Source organism: Wolbachia endosymbiont (group A) of Clivina fossor (assembly GCF_964026865.1).
GTDB lineage: Bacteria > Pseudomonadota > Alphaproteobacteria > Rickettsiales > Anaplasmataceae > Wolbachia.
Map to the genome: position 1 here is coordinate 43,807 of NZ_OZ034707.1, position 23,333 is coordinate 67,139.

The following is a 23,333-nucleotide window of genomic DNA, read 5'->3' on the forward strand; positions in this document are numbered from 1 at the left end:
TTTTACTGATTTTCCTTTAACGTTTACTGATAGATGCTGATAACATAGTGCGATAACCTGAACCATCTAATACGTGTTCTGCTCTGTCAATTATCCATTCACCGTCTATATCTTGATGAAAACCTAACAAGCTAAGTTTCGCCTCTGCAAATAGTTCTGGATTACCAGGCATGGTGATATCCAATACTGCATTATTTCGCTTTAGTTGTTTTAACTTAGTATTTGCTGCACTTAGTGCTGATTCTACATTAGAGTAAAGTGTTTGTATAGTATAACTTGGACTACCAGAGCCAACTGTTTCTGATATAGTTTCACCCCTTTCATAGCTATGCCATTTTACAACCACTGAGTTGTACCTACTCACAGTAAAATGCACTTTCCAATTTATCGTATCTTGAGTTCTAATAGCTGTTGTTCCTAAAGCTTTTCCAGTTGCCGATTTTGCTTTACCTTTTGGAATAAAGAGTATGTATCCGCCAGCTAGTTTTGCCATTGCTCCGTATTCTATTGCTATTTTTGTTAATAAACTTATATCACTTTCTTCTATTTGGTTAATATGTGGAATCAACACATTTTCAAATTCTTCTGCAACTCTGCATCTATATCCATGCTTTTCTGCTATTTCCTTAACCAAGTTACCTAGAGTAATTTGATGCCATTCTTTAGATACTTTTTCCTTTAATGATAGTCTTAAATTTGTTGCATGAGCCTTTATTAGTAAGGTTTTAGGTGGACTCTGTACTGTAATTTCATTAATTGTATATACACCCATGGGCGTCACTCCGATTTCCCTATACCCTAAAGAAATATTCAATTCATCTGGGATATTTAAGTTTTCATCTCTGTAATCAACATACACTTCAACTACATCGTCTATTGTCCCAGATTCATCTGTGAGGCGCAATGATATAACTCTATCTTTAATTGATTCACATTTATCTATTATAAAATCTGGCTGCATTTATTCCCAGACCTTTAATTTTGACTTTTGTACTGTTTTCTTAATAGTAGGAAGCTTTATCTTTAATCCAGCAGGTAAAAAGCTTCCGTATTCTGCCAAACCTAAGTTCTCTGCTAGTACTAATTCCACTACTCCATCAGTAAATCCGTAATGTTTCCAGCAAATCAGATCTAGCATTTCTCCTTCTTTAGTTAAGTAATATATAGTCATCTATAGCTTTTCAAACTCAAACTAAATTCAACTTTTCTTGGAAATCCACAAGGGAGAAATGATGTTTGCTTTTCTTCTAATCTTGTAATCACAAACTGTCCCAAAACATTTCCCATGTTATCAACCAAAGTGTGAGGTTCTTCTGCTTCTTTTGCACTATTTAATTGACTCAAATTTCCAGGGTTATGAAGATAAGTTATTCCCTCTAAGTCTATAGTTTCCACTCCTTGACCAATATTTTGTAGTGACGGCATTTTATCGATGCATTCAATTACACTCCAACGATTTTCTTTACTATACTTCAAACTTATCAGAGTAAATTTATATGGACCAAGAGATAACATATTCATTGACTTAAGCAGGTGGTAGCTGTTTGATATAAAATTTTATTTCTATGACACACGGGTTTTTATTGCCTATATAATTTGCAAAATTACACAAATAAAAAATTTTTAAAAACATAGTTGATCAATAAAACGTCTCTACTGTATCAAATAAAACATCACGTGATTTTTCTCTTATCCTTTTTATTACTTCATCTGCAAGACTACGAACATCTTGATTTGGCTCTGCTTTGATGCCGATAGTGTAATTATTAGTGATGTTCTGAGTTTTATTTTGTTCTTTATTTTCAAATTTACTCCTTGCAAAATCTGCAAATATCTTATTATTATCGCTCTCTGTAAACTTTTTCTCCTCAGTAAGGCTTTTGATTCTGAAGCTATTCTGATTTCTCTTGGAAAATTCTTTAATTATACTGTTACCTAGCAAAGGATTTCCACTGTTGAGAATATTACTCTTTAGGGGAGTATGTACTGCTTTTATTTCAGTAACAATACTTTTTCTTTTTTCAAACTCTTTCAGTGGGCTATTCCCCAATACTTTTCCAAATACACTTTCCCCTATCCATGAAAAAGCTTCTTCTATGGTTTTTATTATCGATTTCCAAAAGCTAGAGAAAAAGTCTTTCACTTTTTGCCAATTAGTGATAACAAGAGCTGCACCAGTGACAAGACTTGCTATTAAAAGTCCTATAGGGTTACTCATTACAGCGAGTGTTATTGCTCTTAGTCCTGTTATTACTGCAGGAAAAACTGTAGCTGATAAAAATGAAAATACTCCAAGTAGGTTTGCTTTCAGACTAAAAATCGTACTTCCTAGCAATGTAAATCCGTATCCTAGTCCTACTGCTGCAATTTTTAAACTTATCAAAGCTGCTAAAGTACTCATGATTGCCGTAGTTAAAGTTGGATGTTTTTCTGCAAAAGAAGCTATACGCTCTGTTATTGCTTTTAAACTTCCAGCTACATAATTTAAAGTAGGTAACATTACTGACCCTAGATTCATTCCAGCTTCAACTATTGCATTTTTAAGTAATTGTAATTTATTAGCTGTAGTATTTGCACGATTGTTAAATTCGTCCTGCATTGAAGCGTTATATTTTTCTTTATCAGCTAAATGTTCAATAGCTTTCTTGTAAATGTCTAAGCTTCCTACTAAAAGAGCAATGTCATCTTGAAACCCAGAGCCAAACAAATTCATAAGAATACCGGCACGCTCTTGATCATCTATTTTTTTTAAAGTTTCAAGGAATTGTAATATTGCCTCTTGAGGATTTTTTTTAATAGTTTGTTCGAGCTCTTCTATACTTGTTCCCATCTCATCTAATGCATCGTGAAATTCAGGACTTTGCTCTCTTGCAGTCTGCAGTTTACTAAGAAAGTTATTTATAGCAGTTGCTGCTTTTTCAGGTTGTTTACCTAAGCTTATGAATGCACTTGCTAAGCTACTTGCTTGATCAATTTCTAAACCAAACTGTTTAGCATTACCGCCAATTCTATTCAGCGTAAGAACCATTTCTTTTGCTTTAGCAGCAGTATTATCTGAAAGATGGTTTATTATGTTACCTACATTTTCCATACCATCAACTTTAATTCCATAGACATTGGATATTTTCGCAATAGCATTACCAGCTTCTTCTGCCGACATATCAAACGCTGTGGTCATTTTAGCAACTACTGTTGTAAACTTAATAAGGTCATTTTTGTCAATACCAAGTTGACCACCACCTACCCCTACAACAACATTGCAAGCATTGATTTTTCTCCATATGAAAAGAGTCTGGAAGCTCTTTTACTCTAAACACGATGTTTACATCCTCAAAATTAATCTCAATTCGCTTAACTAACGTTCTAATAATATCACGTTTAGTTAGCCAGTCTGCATTATTAAGACTTGAGTTAATACTAGAGGAAAACCCCTCTAAATTTGTTATACCAAATCTCATAAATAAGTAGGCAAATAACTCACAGAACAAATGGTTTTGATCGAACTTTCCGTAATATTACGAATGAATGCACATACAGTATCCTCCAATAAACTAACAGAGTCATATATTCTATTTTTAATGAGATTGTCTTTCAAATATTGCCATAAACGCTCTACTGGATTTAACTCTGGTGAATATGGAGGTAAATAGATTAAGGTAATATTTTGTGGTATTTTTAAACCTTTGGATCTATGCCATCCTGCACAATCCACAACAAGAAATGCCTCCCTTGTTCCTAAATATTGTGACATCTGCTCAAGGAATATATTCATACAATCAGTATTGACGTTTGGTACGAATAAGCTAGAACTCTCTCCATTTCTAGGATTAACTGCACTATAGAGATAAAAGTTTTGCCTACCTAATTTTACCTTAACCTGTGTCCTAATGCCTTTTTTAAACCACCCGTGTCCAATCTTTGAATGTGTGCCAAACCGCGACTCATCGAAGAAAAATAGCTCTTTTTCGGGATACGTGACAATAGTTTCATTAAGATTTTTTTTTAAACTCTTCTTGTTTATTTTTATCCTGTTTATTGTGCACAGGCCTTGGAGTAATATACGAAAAACCTAACTTTTGCATCAGTCTATGTGCTGTAGACTTACTTACCTCAATAGAAAACATTTTCTCAATTATGATTTTTAATTTCTTAGCCGTTAGGTTGGCTCCTTCTTCTGCTATGACATTTTTAATTTCTTCTTGCTGCTTGTAGCTCAACTTCGGCTTTACTCCACGTCCTGGTTGTATTTTAAACGCATTGACTCCTCCTTCCTTAAATCTTGTAATCCACTTCATCAATGTAGTTCTAGTAATTCGGTATATTTGAACAACTTTTGTTATTCCATATTCTTTTGCAGATATTATTGCCTGTAATCTTCTTCCTATCTCTCCTCTTATGCCGTGCTTCTTTAATTCCAGGTTACACTTATTATATAATTCTTCTCCTATTGCTTTACTTTTTCCTGCCATAACTCCCCACTAATTCTTAAATTATTCTATTTTAGAAATTTTTCTTTATTCGTCTATTTATTTTTAGGAATTGGTATTACTACTTTCATCAGTAGTCAAATCTAAAGAGGTCTGTTCACCATTATATGTAGCACCGTATTGTTCCGAATGTTGATTATGACCGGGTTGTTCTATGCACTTCCGATTATTGGCAAATCGTTTTCTGCCTCTTGCAACTTTTGCGCCACAGCATCTCTTTTAGCCTGTTCTCTTTCTAATGTATCACCTACTTTGTCTGTATTGTTTTCATTAATGATTGAGTTTGAAGAAGTCTGTTCATTCTCATTTTGTACATAGATTTTTCTGTTGTTTGGTGTAGTTCCATTGTTCTCTCCCTGACCTTTTGCATTCCATGCTTGCACTGCAGCAGTTATTTTATTTCCGCCCACAGCTAAATTTCCTGGAGTTTTATTATTAGGCTGCAGTAAAGTGCCTTGTCCATAAGTTAGTCTTTTCTTTCTTGCCTCAGCATAACGTTGTTCTCCTTCCTTTAACATTTCTACTATGATATCCTTATTTGGTATATTGCTAACCATATCTCTTGGAGTTCGGCCTTGACTATCTTTTAGTGAAGGATTTGCATTAGCATCTAATAAAAGCTGAACCATCTCTTGATGACCATGCAAAGCAGCAATGTGCAAAGCAGTGAATTTAGAATTAAAATCACCCGATATTTGTTCATCAACTTTTACTTTCTTTTCTAGTAGGAGTTTTACTATTGGTACACTGTTACATTCCACAGCAAGATGTAACAATGTGTAACTTGCAATTTTATCTAAATCTTGTATCATGAATAGCTTATCTATCTTCAAATTGTTATAAGTGCTATATGCTTCTGGGTTTACACCTTTTAGCTTACTCCCTAGTCTTTCAAGCAAATTATCCTTATTCAAACCTTCACTCTCACTCACATTGCGTATTATTTCAAAAAACTTTTCCTTTTCTATTACCATAACCTTTCCTCTCAATTTATTTATTATTGCTGAATAGTCTCACAAAAAAGTTAAGTTTGTCGAAATTCGATGTTTGATCTAAAAATTAGTCATAAACATTTTCTTCCAATTCGTTGTCATTCAACTCCCCTGTCATCCCAGCACCTTCTTCTGTCATCCCAGTGCGTGACACTGGGATCTCATTTTACTTTATGATGATGTCATGAAAGTAGCTGACACTGGAATCCAGAAGACAACCAAATAATAAAGGCTAGATCCCAGTGTCACGCACTGGGATGACAAAAAAAGGAGCACTGGAATGACACCCTACTTAACCCGTCATACCGCCGCGGTATCTCCTTAGCATAGATCCCGCTAACAAGCAGCGGGATGACGATTGTCGTTTAGCTACAAACATTAAGAAATTTACCAAGTAGAAAAAAAGGCAAAAGAAGCCCCGTGGTTGGCTAATTACTTACATTATACTTTCAAGTATGGCGTTTTTTTATTCTAAACGTTTAATAACCGCGATTCAGTTGCTTTTAAGCCGCAACTAATCTAAATTATAAACATTAAGAAATTTACTAAACAGAAAAAAAGGCAAAAGAAACCCTAGGGTAGCTAATTATTCACTATCCATTTTTTAAGTTGGCGTTTTTTGATGTTTTAAATAGCGTATTTCAGCTTGTATAGGTAAAAACCTAGAAATTTGATAAAGACATAAGGTGCACATAGTGCAAAAAATTAAACATGAGACGCCAGATACGTGAGTTTTTTTGTCATTTAATCTGTACAGAGAAGATAAATAAATAGCTTCAGTTTCATGATAAGGGGGCTAGCGGAGTTTGTCAAGGAAGTTTTTTCACTTCTGCGGGCTACCTGGGTTAATATTATATAGGAGGTCTGCTGCCAATAAAGCCTAAACTTACCAAATACATTTCTGTAGATTCAGATCTACTTGACTTTGGTTTAAAATATTTTACTGTTTTAAACATTTTTTTTAGCTCGTTACAAAAATCTTTATCAGATTCTCCTTGGAAAATTTTTACTACAAACGTGCCACCATGGCTCAAGAAATGCTTTGCAAAATTGAGCGCTGCCTCACATAAAAGCATAATTCTGATATGATCCAACGATTTTAAACCACAAGATTCGGGCGCCATGTCAGATAAAATTACATCAAATTTTTGATCCTTGAATTTTTCTCTTAAAATTTCAAGCCCATTGATAATATCACATTGTATAAACTCTACTCCATTAATTGCGTTCATTGGTTTCATGTCAAGAGCAACTACATTTGCACCTTTCTGAGACGCGACTTGTGACCATCCACCAGGAGAAGCACCAAGATCAATAATTTTTTGCCCTTCTTGGAATAATTTAAATTTATTATCCATTTCTACCAGCTTATATGCTGAGCGTGACCTATAACCATCCTTGCTAGTTTTTCGCACATACTGATCATTCAAATGACGATGTAGCCACCTTGTTGAAGATAGTTTTCTGCCTCTAGCCGTCTTTACTCTAGTTTTTATTGCTAATACCCTACTTATTATTGATTATATCTTTGAGCTCTTTTTCAACTACTTCTTTTACCAGTGCATGTAGATATTTATTCAGCCATTCTGAGAGCTGAGGTTTTAAAAGAGATGTAACTAATTCTTCAACAGTAAGATTCGCTCTTTTTTGTTGTTTATGCTGCAATTCGTTTTGCATTTTTCCAAGCAGCGCTTTGATCTCTTCCATATTCTCTTTTAAAACTAGATGATCATTATTTTGCGCTTGTAAGCCGCTATTACTCGCTTTGTTATTACTCATTTGGATATTATCGTACAAATCAATGTCTTTTTTTTCTTCTGAATTGTAGCTATGGCCATTAAATTGGTTGTTGTTGCAAGCCATTTCCTCACTTTGGTCATCATTATCAATGTTCTCTTCTTTACCATTTTCTTTTTTGCCATCTTCTTCCATGTCTTCTGGATACTCTTCTTCAAGGCATAGCACATCATCATTTTCATCCTTTATTTCTGCTTTATCGTTACTTGCGTTTTTACCCGATATAGCTTTTTTTATATCTTCTAGAATATCCTTTACAGATTGATTGCCTTGTTCATCATGCATAGTGCTAATACCATTAAATTTAGAGATTTATACTATTTATTATAAAAAGCAAATTATAAACACTAGTTACATAATTGCTTTTTGCTTCAACTAAGTCTGAACGTGCTTTAAATAATGCATCTTCAGTGTCCAAAAGGTCAGATGTACTCTTTAAACTTAAGTTTACCTCTTGCTCAACTCCTTCCAATGCTAAAGCTGCTGCTTTTTCCGCTTCTTGACTTGCTTTAATAATGGCTTTTGCTGTTAGCACATTATTCCAAGCATTTACAACTGCTTGTTCTATATTTTTTACCGTTTCATAATAATCGTAGGTAGATTTTTTTGCATCCATTTTAGCTTTACTGACACCAAAAGCATTCGCTCCTTTTTTAAAGATTGGAACATCAAGAGTAAAAACTATATGAACATTTTCTAATAGCTTGTCTAATTTTACACCATCCTTCCCAAAATTTTTGCTTGCGCTTAGATTTAAAGAAGGAAGCCACTTGGAGCTTTCAGCGATCACTTCCATTCCGGCTGCTCTTTTTTGATAAACTGCTGCTTTTAGAGATAAATTATTGGTTTTTGCTAATTGTAAACATTCATTTAGCTCTGGGACAGAAGGTAGTTTATCATTAGCTTCAGAAAGGTCATCAGCATCTTCGCCAATCAAATGATAATAAGCAATATTTGCCAATTTTAATTTACCTTCAGCATCAACTCTTTCGGATATAGAAGACGAAAATTTTGCTTTTGCTAGCAAAACTTCAGCGTTAGTAACTTCTCCAAGGGAAAAGCGTTTTTTCATAGCTGACAAATGTTCCAAAGAAACGCGTTCTTTATGTTCTCTGAGCTTTAATATTTCTGTCTTTTGTAAAACACCAACATATGCTTTCACAGCATTAAGTGCAACCTCTTGTTTTAATTGCTGAAATCGCATTTTTTCTGCTTTGAGAAGATGACTTGATCGACTGAATGTGGCAAAGGTGCCACCGCCATCGATTAATTTCTGGCGCAATGTAAGGTTTTTTTCAGATGTATCAAGATTAAAGTTACTATTGAAATTGTACTGCAAACTAATGTCAGGTAAAAATCCAGCTAACCCAGAAGACTTAAGCTGTTTTTCTGCGCTTTTATATTGGTAAAATTGAGACTTTATTTTTGAGCTATTTTTGATCGCTTTGCTTATAACTTCTCCCACATCGGTTGCATAGCAACTTATAGTACCAAAAATGATTGCAAGTGTAATAATCAATCGAAACATTCTACTTCCTGTGCATATTGGTTGCGCAGCTCAATTACTAACATAAATTACTTTAATAATCAATAACTAATATTGTTGACACTATTGAGAAATTAAGTATATAGTAGCTTACTATTGTTTAGTTAAATTACAATGAAAACTTTTTTCTTAAAAGAGAAACAAATCGACAAAAAATGGTTTGTCATAGATGCAGAAGGATTAGTGGTAGGAAGGCTTGCAGCATTTGTAGCGACACTATTGCGTGGAAAGCATAAACCTGAGTATACACCTCATATGGATTGTGGCGATAATGTAATTATTATCAACGCAGAAAAGGTGCATTTTACCGGGAAGAAGCTTAAAGATAAAATTTACTATAAGCATACAGGTTATTCTGGTGGTTTGAAGAAAACTACTCCAGATAATATTTTAAATGGCAAATTTCCTGAGCGTGTAATAAAAATGGCAGTGAAAAGGATGCTTGATGATGGCCCTATGGCGCGTAGACGCTTTGAAAATTTGTATGTTTATTCTGGTTCAGAGCATAAGCATCAAGGGCAGCAACCTGAAAAGATAGATTTTGCCTCTTTGAATCGTAAAAATAAAAAGTAATGGAGTAAAAATGAAGAGTTCTATAATAAATAATAATGATTGGTCAGAAAAGACAATTAAATCAGCAGTTGATTCGCTTGGTCGTTTATATGCTACAGGCCGAAGAAAAGAATCTGCAGCAAGAGTATGGATAAAGCCGGGAAGTGGAAAATTTAGTGTTAACAAAAAAGGCGATCTAATTTCTTATTTTAAAAGAGAGTCAGTGTGCCAAATAGTGAAAATGCCATTTGTAGCAACTTCTACGTTAGACAAATATGATGTATTCGCAACTGTAAAGGGTGGAGGGCTATCTGGTCAAGCAGGTGCTCTAGCTCATGGAATAAGCAGAGCTTTAAGTAGTGTAAGCCAAGATTTGCATTCTATATTACGTAATGGTGAGTTCTTAACTAGAGATTCGCGTGTTGTTGAACGTAAGAAATATGGTCAACATAAAGCTCGGAAAAAGTGTCAATTTTCTAAGAGATAGTTATTTCATAGTGGTGTTTTTTTGTAAGTATTATACAAATATTTGCAAAAGTGTATAATATCCTCTATTTTTGTGATGAATTTAGTTGACTATCGGTGTCAACATAATATGCTATTTGTGTGATTTTTCAATATTAAGGTAATTTATGAGTAAAGAAGATATAATAAAACAATTAAAGGAAGATTGTTCTGGTCAGAATATAGATATAACAAAATCTGATTTGAGCAAGATTCATGATGCGTTTATTAAAATAATAAAGGATGAGCTGCATGGGAAAGGTGAAATACGTTTGCATGGAATAGGAACATTTTCTACTGCTATAAGTCAGGAGAAACAATGTCGTAACCCCCAAAATGGTGAGATCATGACTGTTCCTGAAAAGATAAGGGTAAAATTTAAAGCAAGCCAAACTCTTTTAAGTATTTTAAATGAGAAGGAAAAAGCAGCAGTTAGTTAGACATTATCATTTTCATTGTTTTTACTACGCTGTGTAAGCCATAAAATACAGCTTCGCTAATTAAATAGTGGCCTATGTTAAGAGCTGAGATATGAGGTATTCTTGTCATCTTCTTAGCGTGTTTATAAGTTATGCCATGTCCTGCGTGGCATTCTATTCCTAATTTATTGACGTACTCTGCAGCATTAGTAATTAACTGTAACTTTTTCTCTGATGGATTATCACAGTAATCCCCTGTGTGAATTTCTATTATGTCAGGTTTTATCTCTAGCTTCTCAAGATATTTTAGTTGATTAATATTTGGATCGATAAACAGTGAGACTTTTATGCTAGAGCTATGCATTTCCTCTATTATACTAGAAAGTTTGCTGTGCATATTAATGATATCCAGGCCACCTTCGGTTGTTAATTCTTCTCTTTTTTCTGGTACTATACTAATCGAATAGGGTTTTACCTTTTTTGCTATTTCAAGCATTTCTTCCGTGGCTGCAATTTCAAGATTTAGCTCAGTGCTAATGCTTTTTTTTAGGTTAAATACGTCTTCATCTCTAATATGCCTTCTATCTTCTCGTAAGTGTACAGTAATAAAGTCTGCTCCAGCGTCAATGGCTATTTCTGCTGCTTTCAATAGATCTGGGTAGGAAGTTCCGCGTGCGTTGCGGAGGGTTGCAACGTGATCAATATTAACACCTAGTTTCACAATCTACCTCAAAAATTATTTATGGATTATACATGTTATTAGGTCTTTTGCATAGTCATTGTTTGATTAGCAATACCATAGCCGAGAGACGGGGTTGGCGAAATGTGTCAAGATGGCCTAGCATCACGCGCTGGAATGACATTTGGGAGTATATTATCCGTTTGTCACTTCTAAATGATAAAAGCCTCAATGAATTTATTAGTTTATTACATGTCTCTTTTCATGTATAAATCTATAGAAAGTTTTATACGGAAGTTGTTTTATGAGCAAAATTATAGAAATCAGAGCGCCAAAAACTCTTGGTGGTGAGTCAGTTACGGAAGGTATAGTAAAAATAAAGAAAAATATTGGAGAAGCAGTAAAAGTAGATGACTTGATCTTTGAAATTGAGACTGACAAAACAGCACTCGAATTAACTGCAGAAGCTTCAGGGCAAATAACTGAATTTCTCGTAAAGGAAGATGATGTAATAAGTCCTGATCAATTGTTAGCGAAGTTTTCCGTGGGGGAAGTAAAAGAGGAAGCGAGAAAAGAAGATAAAAGCGAAAGTTCTGCTAAAAAAGATGCTCCATCAGCTCGCAAAATTATGGAAGAAAATGCAATTAATGCAGAAAGTGTCAAAGGAACTGGCATGGGAGGCAGAGTAACAAAGGCAGATGTGATAGGCCACATGAACAAAGCAGAACAGCCTGCAATAAAACAATACGAATTGCCAAAAAGTGTAGTGAGTGGAGAGCAAAGAGAGGAACGAGTAAAAATGAGCAAAATAAGACAAGTAATTGCTGCTCGTTTGAAGGCATCGCAAAATACTGCTGCAATACTGACCACGTTCAATGAAATTGACATGAAAAATGTCATGGATCTAAGAGCAAAATATAAGGACACTTTTGAAAAAAAATATGGAATAAAACTTGGTTTTATGTCGTTTTTTATAAAGGCAGCGGTGCAAGCACTGAAAGAGATCCCTGAAATTAACGCTGAGATCTCAGGCGATGAGATCATATATAAACATTACTATGACATAGGTGTTGCTGTTGGCACCGATAAAGGTCTTGTTGTACCAGTTATTCGAAATGCTGATCAGATGTCATTTGCAGAAATTGAGTTGACTTTAGTTGCTCTTGGCAAAAAAGCACGAGAAGGCAAATTACAAGTATCAGAAATGGAAGGTGCAACATTTACTATTTCAAACGGCGGAGTATACGGTTCGCTTCTTTCCACTCCGATAATAAACCCTCCGCAATCTGGAATACTTGGAATGCATTCAATACAAAACAGGCCAGTTGCCGTGGGTAATGCAGTAGAAATCAGACCTATGATGTATATCGCCCTCTCTTACGACCACAGAATAGTGGATGGCAAAGGAGCAGTGACTTTCCTTGTTAAAATAAAAAATTATATAGAAGATCCAAATAGATTAGTTTTGGAAGTGTAAATTGGTATTAACTTAAACAATGTCAGCAATTAAAAATGACAAGCAAGTTTTTCTAGAATCAGAAGGTTTCTAAGGCGGATGGTAAAATAGGAAAAATCGGCAAATGGCATCAAAAATTGATAGTCGCTCTTGGTTATTACTTGTTACCGAACTTGTTGCACAGCAATTTCCAAAGTGGGCTCACTTAGAGATCAAACCTGTTGAACTCAGTGGTATAGACAATAGAACTTTTCGCTTGGGTGAAGAGATGTTGATCAGGCTACCAAGCGCAGAAGATTATGCGCTACAAGTTCTAAAGGAGCAAAAATGGCTTGAGGTACTTGCACCACATTTGTCATTTTCTATTCCTAAGCCACTTGCAATGGGACAACCATCAAAGCATTATCCCTGGAATTGGTCAATATATAAGTGGATCGAAGGGGAAAGCATAAATGCATTGTCTATAGATGATCTGGATTTACAGATTATTGCTTCTCAGCTTGCACAATTTTTGAATGAGTTACATAAAATTGATGTTAAAGGAGGCCCTAATCCTGGACTCCATAACTTCTGGCGCGGCGATCACGTATCAGTCTATGACACAGAGGTAAGATCGGCCATTAAGGAATTGCAAGGTTTTATTGATGCTAGAACTATAATGTCCTTTTGGGAAAAAGCTATAAGCTCAAGATGGAACAAGAATCCAGTATGGATTCATGGTGACTTTGCAAGCGGGAATATCCTAGCGAAAGATGGATGTGTAGCTGCTGTAATCGATTTTGGATGTGTGGGTGTCGGCGATCCAGCCTGTGACTTGGTAATTGCCTGGACACTTTTGAACAACGAAAATCGGAGAATCTTCAAGTCACATCTATGTTTAGATCCAGACACGTGGGCCAGAGCAAGCGGCTGGGCTTTATGGAAGGCACTAATTACAATGCGCGACTGGAAGACAACAGAAGTTATGAAACAACAGAAAATTATTAATGAAATTCTAAATGAAGAAGCTTAGTTTAACCAAAGATTTTCAGTCCTATTTTTGCATACCTACCTTTCTTTGCTGTTCTCAAGTGAATTACTCTTAATCTAGCATAACTAACAACTTAAACGAACAACTATTTTCAGCAAACTAAACAATGCCTGTGATAGGTTCTTAATTTGAAAAGATTTCCCAAATCTAATATGTCATTGCTGTAGGCTGCATTTAGTAATATAATCTCATATTAAATAAGACTTTACTTAAGTTTATGCTAGATTCTCCGCTAATTTTGACAGCCATTCTTATATTTTTCATTTTTACGTTGTCATTCTTTTTTATAAGAAAGATATTTGGTTCCGCAAACAAGAAGATAGTAAAATCCTTTAGGAAAATTGTTCAGCAAATAAATGCATTAGAAACAGAAATGCAGAGCTTATCTGATGAGGAGCTTGCTGGTAAAACTGAAGAATTCAAACGAGAATTGAAAAATGGAAAAACGTTAAATGATCTTCTCGTACCTGCATTTGCAGTTGTGCGTGAAGCCTCTCGCAGGTTTCTTAACATGAGGCACTTTGATGTTCAGCTGATCGGTGGAATGGTGCTCCACAATGGTATGATATCAGAAATGAAAACAGGAGAGGGAAAGACACTCGTTGCAACTTTAGCAGCATATCTAAATTCCTTAGAAGGGAAAGGCGTGCACGTCGTAACTGTTAACGATTATCTTGCAAAACGAGACACAGAGTGGATGAGCAAATTATATAATTCTCTTGGGGTTTCTGTTGCGTTTATCACGAATAACTTGACAGACGAAGAGAGAAAAGAGGCTTACAGTGCAGATATCGTGTATTCCACAAATAACGAGCTTGCCTTTGATTACCTGCGAGACAATATGAAATTTTCTCAAGAAGACATGGTTCAGAGAGGCTTTCACTACGGAATAGTTGATGAAGTAGACTCAATACTCATTGATGAAGCTCGCACTCCGCTTATTATTTCTGGCCAGATTGAGGAAAACAATCAGATATATAAGCATATCAATAAAATAGTAACCAAATTAGTTGACTCTGATTATGAGGTGGATGAAAAGGGTAGGGCAGTGTTCCTTACTGAAGATGGTATTTCACGAGTGGAAGAACTACTCAGGTCATACAATCTCATTCCTGAAAATTCCTCGCTCTATGATACTGACAGCATGATAATGACTCATTATATAGACCAAGCATTACGTGCACATAAGCTGTTTACTGCTGATAAAGATTATATAGTAAAGGATGGCAAGGTAGTGATTATTGATGAATTTACTGGGCGTATGATGGAGGGCAGGAGATATTCCGATGGTCTTCATCAGGCACTTGAAGCGAAGGAGAATCTTGAAATTCAGCATGAAAACCAAACTTTAGCATCGGTCACATTTCAGAATTACTTTCGTATGTACAATAAACTTTCCGGAATGACTGGAACAGCAGCAACAGAGGCAGAAGAGTTTCGTGATATATACAGACTAAATGTAGTAAAAATTCCAACCAATGTACCTGTAAAAAGAGTTGATATTGATGATGAAATTTATGGCACAGGAAAAGAAAAATTTAATGCTGTGTTGAAGTTTATAGAAGAATGCCACAAACGCCTTCAACCGGTCCTTGTTGGCACGGTAAGCATCGAAAACTCTGAGAAGCTTTCTGCGCTTTTGCAAAGCCATTCTCTTAAGCATTCAGTATTGAATGCTCGTTATCATGAACAAGAGGCGTACATAATAGCACAAGCTGGAGTGCCAGGTAGTATCACTATAGCAACTAACATGGCAGGACGTGGAACTGATATTCAACTCGGTGGAAACGCTGAAATGATTGCAAAGGTAGAGCTAAAGAAGATAAAAAATGCTGATGAAAGAGAAAAAAAATACCAAGAAATAGTCGAAAGAGTAAAAAAAGATAAGGAAATTGCTATAAAAGCTGGTGGTTTATGCGTGGTTGGAACCGAAAGACATGAAAGCAGGAGAATAGATGATCAATTACGCGGCCGTTCTGGTCGTCAGGGGGATCCTGGACTTTCTAAGTTCTTTTTATCGCTTGAAGATGATCTAATGAGAATATTTGGTTCTGATAGAATGAGAAGCTTTTTACAAAAAGTAGGGTTAAAGAATAACGAAGCTATTCATCATCCATGGATCAATAAGGCACTTGAGAAGGCGCAGAAGAAAGTTGAAGCTAGAAACTATGATGTGCGGAAGTCTTTGCTTAAGTTTGATGACGTAATCAACAACCAACGTAAAGTTATTTTTAAGCAGAGAAACAATATCTTAGGCAACGAAATTAATGATTTACTTGAAGTATATAGCGAAGTAAATGAGAGCATAGTAGAAGGTATAATCCAAAGTGGCTATTATGAGGATTATATTGAAGATATAGTCAAAGAATTCCATACAAAGTATGGAATAACGCTTGATAAAGAAGATTTAGCAAAGTTTTTAAACAAACAAGAAGCTTTGAATTATATAAATGATAAGATACAAGAATTTTTTACTGAGAAAGAAAAATATTTCAACAGTCAGCACACTACAGATTTGTGGAATACGATCGTGAAGCAAATGATGATAATGACACTTGATCATTTATGGAGGGAACACCTTTCAACTTTAGAAAGCTTAAGACAGAGCATAAGCTTACGTGCCATGGGGCAGAAAGACCCACTGAATGAATTTAAACGCGAAGCTTTCTTAATGTTTGAGTCGATGCTTGAAAAGTGGAAAGAACTTACCATTCACCGCTTAGCACACTTTAAGTTGGCAGACAACCAAGAGATAGGCAATAGGTTACATTCTGCTAGAAATAGCAGACTTTCCAAAGTCTCAAGAAACGACAAATGTCCTTGCAACTCCGGAAAGAAATACAAGCACTGCCACGGCGCGGTTACTGTGGTAAATTAGTAACTATGGTTGTACAGCTTGTTTATTTCCATCAACATTACTGCAGCTAACCTCACTTAGCTTACTGTTTAATGAATGCTCTGATGACTTATATGCAACCCCATAGGAAATTCCACCAACGATCAGTGCAGATGCCACAGTAATTCCAACTATTGCTAGTGCAGGTAATGCAGTAGCATAAATGAGTGCTAATGGAGCAACAATGGCAGCTAATATACCCACAGTAATTCCTGCTTTTGTAGCTTTAGGTCTATGAATAAATGATGGGTCTGCACCATAATTTAGCAGAAGTTTTGCCATTTCTGGATATTTACTATGCCAAGCACAACTCAAAGGGGTATATCTATTTTTATTTTGTAGATTGATATTAGCTCCATTTTTTAGTAGAAGTTTCACTGTCTTTATATGCCCGTGCTCAGCAGCATAATGCAAAGGAGTTCTTCCACCTTCATCTTGTAGATTGATATTATACCAAACTTCGTTATTGGGAAGACAAATAGAATATACGATAAATTCACTTAAACCTCCAGTTATAGGCGGAAAGCACTCTTTTTCATTTGTCTCATTATTATTGAGAATTGGTATTAGCTCCATTTTTTAGTAGAAGTTTCACTGTCTTTATATGCCCGTGCTCAGCAGCATAATGCAAAGGAGTTCTTTCACCTTCATCTTGTAGATTGATATTATACCAATTCCTAAAAATAAATAGACGAATAAAGAAAAATTTCTAAAATAGAATAATTTAAGAATTAGTGGGGAGTTATGGCAGGAAAAAGTAAAGCAATAGGAGAAGAATTATATAATAAGTGTAACCTGGAATTAAAGAAGCACGGCATAAGAGGAGAGATAGGAAGAAGATTACAGGCAATAATATCTGCAAAAGAATATGGAATAACAAAAGTTGTTCAAATATACCGAATTACTAGAACTACATTGATGAAGTGGATTACAAGATTTAAGGAAGGAGGAGTCAATGCGTTTAAAATACAACCAGGACGTGGAGTAAAGCCGAAGTTGAGCTACAAGCAGCAAGAAGAAATTAAAAATGTCATAGCAGAAGAAGGAGCCAACCTAACGGCTAAGAAATTAAAAATCATAATTGAGAAAATGTTTTCTATTGAGGTAAGTAAGTCTACAGCACATAGACTGATGCAAAAGTTAGGTTTTTCGTATATTACTCCAAGGCCTGTGCACAATAAACAGGATAAAAATAAACAAGAAGAGTTTAAAAAAAAATCTTAATGAAACTATTGTCACGTATCCCGAAAAAGAGCTATTTTTCTTCGATGAGTCGCGGTTTGGCACACATTCAAAGATTGGACACGGGTGGTTTAAAAAAGGCATTAGGACACAGGTTAAGGTAAAATTAGGTAGGCAAAACTTTTATCTCTATAGTGCAGTTAATCCTAGAAATGGAGAGAGTTCTAGCTTATTCGTACCAAACGTCAATACTGATTGTATGAATATATTCCTTGAGCAGATGTCACAATATTTAGGAACAAGGGAGGCATTTCTTGTTGTGGATTGTGCAGGATGGCATAGATCCAAAGGTTTAAAAATACCACAAAATATTACCTTAATCTATTTACCTCCATATTCACCAGAGTTAAATCCAGTAGAGCGTTTATGGCAATATTTGAAAGACAATCTCATTAAAAATAGAATATATGACTCTGTTAGTTTATTGGAGGATACTGTATGTGCATTCATTCGTAATATTACGGAAAGTTCGATCAAAACCATTTGTTCTGTGAGTTATTTGCCTACTTATTTATGAGATTTGGTATTAGCTCCATTTTTTAGTAGAAGTTTCACTGTCTTTGTATGCCCGTGTTTGGCAGCATAATGCAAAGGAGTCCCTTTATCTTCATCTTGTGCATTAACGCCTGCTCCTTCTTCTAGCAAAATTTCTACTACTTGTGTATGCCCATGCTGAGCAGAATAATGTAAGGAGGTTTTTTCCCATTCATCTTGTACATTAACATTAGCTCCGTTTTTTGTTAAGTATCTTACTACTTTTTCATAGCCATTTTCAGCTGCTATAAGTAATAAATTGCACTTGAGTATTATAAACGTGTAATTTATATCAAATTCGCTTTTTTTCCACTCATCATATATAAGTTGATTTTCCTGCTGCAGCTTATCTTTAATTCTATCAATTAAATTTTCCTTACTCAGATCTGGACTACTGTTGACTTCTTGTAGTATTAACCTTAATGTCATTTCCTTCTCCAAGATATAAAATTTTATTATGGCATATGAAGTGGATTATGTTAATGAAGAACTAAGAAACTGGTTCTTCTTTTTTTCTATAGCTTTAGGTTTACCTACAATTTGAAAAACAACAAATTCGTCATTCCGCCGCAGTATCTCTAGATCCCGCTAACACGTAGCGGGATGACGAGTTACTTAACGTCATACCGTGATTTATTCACGGTATCTCAACCGCTAACAAAGCGGGATGACAGCAATCCTACGTCATTCCGCCGCAGTATCTCTAGATCCCGCTGCGGTATGACTAGACTTTTGATTTACTCCCACTCAATGGTTGCTGGTGGTTTAGAAGTTAAGTCATAGACAACTCTATTTACTCCGGAAACGTTATTAACAATTATACTGCCAACATTCTGTAAAAAGTCCCAAAACACTAGCGAATGCTGATCCTTATCTTCAAATGGAAATGCATCAGCCGTCATACCATCGGACGATGTTACAGCCCTTAAAGCACAAACATATCCGTATGTACGACCATCTCCCATGACGCCTACAGTTTTTATTGGTAATAATACAGCAAAAGCTTGCCATATCTTATCGTATAGATCGTAATTTTTCATCGTATTAATATATATTTCATCTACTTCTTGCAATATTCGCACCTTTTCTTCATCGACTTCACTTATAATCCTCACTGCAAGTCCGGGTCCAGGAAATGGATGTTGAAATATTATCTCGTCTGAAAGCCCAATTTCTTTTCCAAGTAGCCTTACCTCATCTTTAAAGAGGTAGCGTAAAGGCTCTACTAGCTTCAGGTTCATCTTTTCTGGCAACCCACCAACATTATGGTGAGACTTAATTGTACTAGTGTTGTCTGAGGCATGCCCTGACTCAACTACATCAGAGTAGATGGTACCTTGCATCAAAAAATCCACATCACCTATTTTTTTTGCTTCTTCTTCAAACACTTCAATGAAAGCGTTACCGATAATTTTTCGCTTTTTTTCTGGATCAGTTATTCCCTTTAACCTACTCAAAAATAAATTTGATTTATCAACGTAGTTTATCGGAATTTCTTTCAACATAGCAATGGTCTGGTTCTTGCGTAACAACCCAGTATCGATAAAAATACAGTTCAATTGTTTTCCTATAGCTTTATGTGTGAGAGCCGCTGCAACACTTGAATCAACCCCACCACTTACTGCAGCGATTACTTTTTTCTCTCCTACTACATTTTTGATTTTTTCCTTCTGCTTTTCAATAAACGATTTCATTGTCCAGTCTCTCTCGCAATTTGCAATATCCAAGAAGTTAGAGAGCAATTTACTGCCATTTGTTGTGGGCCTCACTTCAGGATGGAACTGAGTACAGTAAATCTTCCGCTGTTCGTTGACAATTATTGCAATTGTTTGATTTATCACACTTGATGCGATAACAGTAAATCCCTGTGGTATAGTATCAACACTGTCCGCATGGTTCATTAATACATCCACTTCAGAATTAACATTCCAGGTATCCTTTATAATGGGGGATTCTTTTAGTATCTTGATTTTAGTTCTGCCAAACTCCTGTTTGAAACTCTCTTTTACTTTTGCTCCAAAATAATGACAAATGAGTTGCTGTCCATAGCATATTCCAAGTATAGGAACGTTTGTTGCCTTATTAAGTTTTATAATTTCATGTACTACTCTACTTGTTTCAGAACAATCATCATTTACAGATTGTGGTCCTCCAGAGAGAATAAACCCATTGAATTTTGATATTGTTTCAAAACTGATGTTGCTTGGAAATATTTCGCAATACACACCCATTTCCCTGACTTGTCTTGCGATAAGCTGTGTAAATTGTGAACCAAAATCAATAATGGCAATTGCTGACAATTTGCTCCTCCATATTATTTAAAAGTGATATCTGATAATAAAGGAAATAATGGAGTAAGTAAACTAAGACCTCTTAAAAGCTTTGATGTATGACTTAAACGTTAGCTATGATTTATTTTGAGTTGACAGAAACTTTGCACGGTGGTGACTCAGAGTCCTCAGTTTTTCTTTGGGGTCAAGGCATACTTTAAAAAAATCCCAACCGTTGCAACTTTTACCGGTAATTCTTGTGCCAGCCGTAGAAGGAGCACTATATTCTTCCCCATTGTAAATAAACTTTCCCTCATTACTGACTGTAACTTCATACATTTTCTTTTTATATTCTCCAACAAGTGTTCTACCTATAAAAAGAGCTTTAATAACTTTTTGATTTTGCGTTAAGCCATCATCAACTTGCACAATTTCTTTAGGTTTATCTATTTTGAGCTCATTTAGTGGCTCATTACCCACCATATTGTTTAATACTTTATTTATTATATATGTTACTGCCTCATCTTTGACTTCTTCTACCCTTTTATCTACATATTTTTCTACTTCACTACGCACATGCCTTTTCAAACTTTCAAGCAAATCCTGTAAGTCGAGTAAAGTTAATTCAGATGTTTCCATAAAACCCTCCAGTTTTATTATCACGTATCAATAATACATCTAGTATACTTAAAATATCTTTAAGAAAGGCGACTCTGACCCTCAGGTAGCTAATGTTAACTACCGATATCGTACGTGAACCAAAATCAATGATGGCAATTGCTGACAACTTACCCCTCCATATTATTTAAAGCAATATCTGATAATAAAGAAAATCATGGGGCAAGTAAACTATAGCTAAAGTGGCTTAGGTTTACCTACAATTTGAAAAACAACAAATTCGTTATTCCGCTACTTGTTAGCGCCGCGGCGGTATGACGTAGGGAAACCTTCTTGGGTTAGCTATACCTGTTTTGCCACTCTGCTGAACGGATACTTTGAAAGTAGATCTATTATAGAATTGATATGAGCCTTATTTTACCCTAATCGTTTATAACCTTTGGCACTACGAAATACCCATGCTCAGGTTTTGTATTGGACAATATCTCTTCTTTAATGTTTTGAGAATTTATAACATCATCGCGTACATGAATGTCCTTGTCTATACTGCCATAACGCATAGGAGAAACACCTTCAGTATTAACTTGTAATAAAGTATCATGTATCCAATCCAGCATTGTCAGTTCTTTGGAGTAGTGATCAATCTCGTCATTTGATAACTTAATCCTTACAAGCTGTGCAATTTTAAGCATTTCTTCCTTGGTAATTGTTATTTTTCTCTTATTTGCAAATTCTATTAGTGAAGTAATAACGTCTTCTGTTGACTTAGCTGGCATCTTTACCTCCTTGGATGAAGTGAGTTAAAATATCTACGACCGAAACAACTTCTATTTTACCAGTTTTTTCAAGTTTGTGAAGTATAGTATCCGTAATCACTAATTTATCTAAAGAAGAGGAAGAAATTTTTTCAACTGCACTTCCTGAAAGCACGCCATGTGTGATGCATGAAATTACGGACTTTGCTCCGCAATTTTTTAAAGCAAGGGCTGCATTACACAATGTTCCACCAGAGTCAACTATATCATCAACAATGACACAATTTTTATTCGCAACTTCTCCTATTATGTTCATTACTTGAGATGTGCCTGCTTTCTCCCTATATTTATCTACTACAATAATCTTATCACTTAACCCTATCTTGTACTTTTCCTCTAAAGTCTTTGCAAAAGCACGTGCTCTGCCAATTGCACCAACATCAGGTGCAACAATTGCCAAATTTTCCGTGTGTATACAGTCAACAAATGCTTCAAAGCAGTTCAAATTAGTTATCGGTACATCAAAGAATCCTTCAATTTGACTTGAGTGCAAATCAATCACTGCAACACTACTTGCACCTGCAGTTTGAATAAGATTTGCAACTAATTTGGCATTTAAAGCAGATTGCATATCATTGTTCTTGATAATTCTATCTTGTCTGCTATATCCATAATAAGGAATAATTACTACTATCCTTTTGGCTCCTAATCTATTTACTGCATCAATTATAAGCAGAAGCTCCATAAGGTTATCATTCACAGGGGGAGAAAGAGATTGTACTATGTATACTTCTTGATTATATAGATCATTTGCTACTTCTACATTTACCTCGCCATCGGTAAACTTTGATATCCAAGCAGAGGATGGTTGAACATCTAGCCGGTTAACTACTGATTCCCCTAATTCTTTACTAGCATTACCTATTATTATCTTCATAATATACCAATTGAGCTTGTAAGATTATACAGAAATTATGAAATAATTGAAATGTAAGTTTCTTTATCTAGCATTCTTGTCGGCAAATTAGGTACCTCTTGTACAATGACCTGTCATTTTCACGCATTGTTTCAATATACAGACCCAAATTGAAACAACTATACAAAATCCTGCTTATGTTTCAAGATAAATGACTTTAATGAAATATAATTTACCTTACCACTTCGTTTTGGTTCTCCAGTTCAACATAGGATAAATTACTCATACATTCTCCTAGTATTTCCTCCTTTTTATCATTATCTAGTCCACTGCTAAACCCCTGACACTTTTTCTCAAGAGCTAAGCGTGTAGCTATCTTACTGTTTCAGACGATAATTCCGGCAACTCATTACGAATCTTTTCCTGCTCTTCCTCAGAGAAATTGCCAAGGTTTTCCCTGGCCATTTCAGAAAATTTTTGAGTAATCGTTTCTTTTATCATTCCACCAACTTCCTGTTTATTTAGTGTAATAACTACCGATGGATGCAAGCCAGATAAAGACTCAACCATTTTATTGTATGTTCCACCTGAAGTAAGTAAAATAGCGAGGTTTAAATGGCATTAAGATCAAAATTATTGG

At 35.3% G+C, this 23,333-nt stretch carries 26 protein-coding genes; 7 read left to right on the top strand and 19 right to left on the bottom strand.

Annotated features, from left to right (window positions below; all coding sequences use genetic code 11):
- Nucleotides 1-16: 16 nt before the first annotated feature.
- The 10 genes from AAGD99_RS00250 to AAGD99_RS00295 all read right to left on the bottom strand — a co-directional run bounded on the left by AAGD99_RS00250 (nt 17) and on the right by AAGD99_RS00295 (nt 8,804).
- Entirely contained in the window at nt 17-961 is a 945-nt protein-coding gene (locus tag AAGD99_RS00250) for a phage tail protein (RefSeq protein ID WP_341822248.1), read from the bottom strand.
- Nucleotides 962-1,171 carry a tail protein X gene (locus AAGD99_RS00255; RefSeq protein ID WP_341814232.1) on the bottom strand — a complete coding sequence of 70 codons (210 nt, stop codon included), beginning with the start codon at nt 1,169-1,171 and terminating at the stop codon, nt 962-964. It abuts the gene before it with no gap.
- A complete protein-coding gene (locus AAGD99_RS00260; protein ID WP_341823179.1) occupies nt 1,168-1,515 on the bottom strand; it encodes a phage tail protein in 348 nt (115 codons plus the stop codon). Before AAGD99_RS00260 ends, AAGD99_RS00255 begins: the two co-directional genes overlap by 4 nt.
- A gap of 124 nt (nt 1,516-1,639) precedes the next feature.
- Nucleotides 1,640-3,178 (bottom strand): phage tail tape measure protein, encoded by a 1,539-nt coding sequence (locus AAGD99_RS00265; RefSeq protein WP_341822249.1) that lies wholly within the window; start codon nt 3,176-3,178, stop codon nt 1,640-1,642.
- A gap of 40 nt (nt 3,179-3,218) precedes the next feature.
- On the bottom strand, nt 3,219-3,458 hold the full coding sequence (locus AAGD99_RS00270) for a hypothetical protein (protein ID WP_341822250.1): 240 nt from the start codon (nt 3,456-3,458) through the stop codon (nt 3,219-3,221).
- Nucleotides 3,455-4,469 (bottom strand): IS630 family transposase gene (locus tag AAGD99_RS00275; RefSeq protein ID WP_341822251.1). Its coding sequence is split into 2 segments (ribosomal slippage): nt 3,455-4,003 and nt 4,005-4,469, totalling 1,014 coding nucleotides; the frame shifts between segments, so codons are not numbered across the junction. Before AAGD99_RS00275 ends, AAGD99_RS00270 begins: the two co-directional genes overlap by 4 nt.
- A 170-nt stretch (nt 4,470-4,639) precedes the next feature.
- On the bottom strand, nt 4,640-5,461 hold the full coding sequence (locus AAGD99_RS00280; RefSeq protein ID WP_341822252.1) for an ankyrin repeat domain-containing protein: 822 nt from the start codon (nt 5,459-5,461) through the stop codon (nt 4,640-4,642).
- Between the two features lie 869 nt (nt 5,462-6,330).
- Nucleotides 6,331-6,909 carry an RlmE family RNA methyltransferase gene (locus AAGD99_RS00285; protein ID WP_264736312.1) on the bottom strand — a complete coding sequence of 193 codons (579 nt, stop codon included), beginning with the start codon at nt 6,907-6,909 and terminating at the stop codon, nt 6,331-6,333.
- A 76-nt stretch (nt 6,910-6,985) separates the two neighbouring features.
- Nucleotides 6,986-7,561 carry a PopZ family protein gene (locus AAGD99_RS00290; protein ID WP_264732275.1) on the bottom strand — a complete coding sequence of 192 codons (576 nt, stop codon included), beginning with the start codon at nt 7,559-7,561 and terminating at the stop codon, nt 6,986-6,988.
- A 19-nt stretch (nt 7,562-7,580) separates the two neighbouring features.
- Nucleotides 7,581-8,804 (bottom strand): TolC family protein, encoded by a 1,224-nt coding sequence (locus AAGD99_RS00295; protein WP_341822253.1) that lies wholly within the window; start codon nt 8,802-8,804, stop codon nt 7,581-7,583.
- A 132-nt stretch (nt 8,805-8,936) separates the two neighbouring features.
- On the opposite strand from AAGD99_RS00295, the gene rplM reads away from it, so the two are divergent.
- The 3 genes from rplM to AAGD99_RS00310 all read left to right on the top strand — a co-directional run bounded on the left by rplM (nt 8,937) and on the right by AAGD99_RS00310 (nt 10,318).
- On the top strand, nt 8,937-9,395 hold the full coding sequence (gene rplM / locus AAGD99_RS00300; protein ID WP_253309391.1) for a 50S ribosomal protein L13: 459 nt from the start codon (nt 8,937-8,939) through the stop codon (nt 9,393-9,395).
- Between the two features lie 10 nt (nt 9,396-9,405).
- Entirely contained in the window at nt 9,406-9,861 is a 456-nt protein-coding gene (gene rpsI / locus AAGD99_RS00305) for a 30S ribosomal protein S9 (protein ID WP_341822254.1), read from the top strand.
- Between the two features lie 145 nt (nt 9,862-10,006).
- Nucleotides 10,007-10,318 carry an HU family DNA-binding protein gene (locus AAGD99_RS00310; RefSeq protein WP_341822256.1) on the top strand — a complete coding sequence of 104 codons (312 nt, stop codon included), beginning with the start codon at nt 10,007-10,009 and terminating at the stop codon, nt 10,316-10,318.
- Here AAGD99_RS00310 and AAGD99_RS00315 read toward each other — a convergent pair.
- Nucleotides 10,311-11,018 (bottom strand): pyridoxine 5'-phosphate synthase, encoded by a 708-nt coding sequence (locus tag AAGD99_RS00315; protein ID WP_341822257.1) that lies wholly within the window; start codon nt 11,016-11,018, stop codon nt 10,311-10,313. The two genes, AAGD99_RS00310 and AAGD99_RS00315, sit on opposite strands and share 8 nt — an antisense overlap.
- Nucleotides 11,019-11,280: 262 nt before the next feature.
- Between AAGD99_RS00315 and odhB the strand changes: the two genes are divergently transcribed.
- The 3 genes from odhB (at nt 11,281) to secA (ending at nt 16,340) form a co-directional block, all read left to right on the top strand.
- A complete protein-coding gene (gene odhB / locus AAGD99_RS00320) occupies nt 11,281-12,453 on the top strand; it encodes a 2-oxoglutarate dehydrogenase complex dihydrolipoyllysine-residue succinyltransferase (protein ID WP_341822258.1) in 1,173 nt (390 codons plus the stop codon).
- 103 nt (nt 12,454-12,556) lie between these two features.
- Entirely contained in the window at nt 12,557-13,444 is an 888-nt protein-coding gene (locus AAGD99_RS00325) for an aminoglycoside phosphotransferase family protein (RefSeq protein ID WP_341822259.1), read from the top strand.
- A 235-nt stretch (nt 13,445-13,679) separates the two neighbouring features.
- Nucleotides 13,680-16,340 carry a preprotein translocase subunit SecA gene (gene secA, locus AAGD99_RS00330; protein ID WP_341822260.1) on the top strand — a complete coding sequence of 887 codons (2,661 nt, stop codon included), beginning with the start codon at nt 13,680-13,682 and terminating at the stop codon, nt 16,338-16,340.
- Nucleotides 16,341-16,343: 3 nt separating this feature from the next.
- On the opposite strand, the gene AAGD99_RS00335 is transcribed toward secA, so the two are convergent.
- Together AAGD99_RS00335 and AAGD99_RS08960 are read right to left on the bottom strand one after the other, a co-directional pair.
- A complete protein-coding gene (locus AAGD99_RS00335; RefSeq protein WP_341822261.1) occupies nt 16,344-16,934 on the bottom strand; it encodes an ankyrin repeat domain-containing protein in 591 nt (196 codons plus the stop codon).
- Nucleotides 16,909-16,989: an ankyrin repeat domain-containing protein gene (locus tag AAGD99_RS08960; RefSeq protein WP_410529927.1), complete on the bottom strand. Its 81-nt coding sequence runs from the start codon at nt 16,987-16,989 to the stop codon at nt 16,909-16,911. The genes AAGD99_RS00335 and AAGD99_RS08960 overlap by 26 nt, the downstream gene beginning before the upstream one ends.
- Before the next feature lie 113 nt (nt 16,990-17,102).
- Between AAGD99_RS08960 and AAGD99_RS00340 the strand changes: the two genes are divergently transcribed.
- A protein-coding gene (locus AAGD99_RS00340; protein ID WP_341822251.1) for an IS630 family transposase occupies nt 17,103-18,117 on the top strand; the annotation gives its coding sequence in 2 pieces (ribosomal slippage) (nt 17,103-17,567 and nt 17,569-18,117; 1,014 coding nt in all).
- Here the strand turns inward: AAGD99_RS00340 and AAGD99_RS00345 are convergent.
- From AAGD99_RS00345 to AAGD99_RS00370, 6 genes are all read right to left on the bottom strand, one after another.
- Complete coding sequence (locus AAGD99_RS00345) at nt 18,108-18,563, bottom strand: ankyrin repeat domain-containing protein (protein WP_341822262.1); 456 nt, start codon at nt 18,561-18,563, stop codon at nt 18,108-18,110. The genes AAGD99_RS00340 and AAGD99_RS00345 overlap by 10 nt on opposite strands.
- Nucleotides 18,564-18,871: 308 nt before the next feature.
- Nucleotides 18,872-20,434, bottom strand: coding sequence for a glutamine-hydrolyzing GMP synthase (gene guaA / locus AAGD99_RS00350; RefSeq protein ID WP_341822263.1), 1,563 nt, complete (start codon nt 20,432-20,434; stop codon nt 18,872-18,874).
- A gap of 105 nt (nt 20,435-20,539) precedes the next feature.
- Nucleotides 20,540-21,043 (bottom strand): DUF2924 domain-containing protein, encoded by a 504-nt coding sequence (locus AAGD99_RS00355; protein ID WP_341822264.1) that lies wholly within the window; start codon nt 21,041-21,043, stop codon nt 20,540-20,542.
- A gap of 401 nt (nt 21,044-21,444) precedes the next feature.
- The gene (gene gatC, locus AAGD99_RS00360; RefSeq protein WP_065094978.1) at nt 21,445-21,798 is read right to left on the bottom strand and encodes an Asp-tRNA(Asn)/Glu-tRNA(Gln) amidotransferase subunit GatC; all 354 of its coding nucleotides are present in this window, start codon (nt 21,796-21,798) and stop codon (nt 21,445-21,447) included.
- Nucleotides 21,788-22,714, bottom strand: coding sequence for a ribose-phosphate diphosphokinase (locus AAGD99_RS00365; protein WP_253309402.1), 927 nt, complete (start codon nt 22,712-22,714; stop codon nt 21,788-21,790). The genes gatC and AAGD99_RS00365 overlap by 11 nt, the downstream gene beginning before the upstream one ends.
- Before the next feature lie 351 nt (nt 22,715-23,065).
- Complete coding sequence (locus tag AAGD99_RS00370) at nt 23,066-23,263, bottom strand: hypothetical protein (RefSeq protein WP_264688305.1); 198 nt, start codon at nt 23,261-23,263, stop codon at nt 23,066-23,068.
- Between the last annotated feature and the right edge of the window lie 70 nt (nt 23,264-23,333).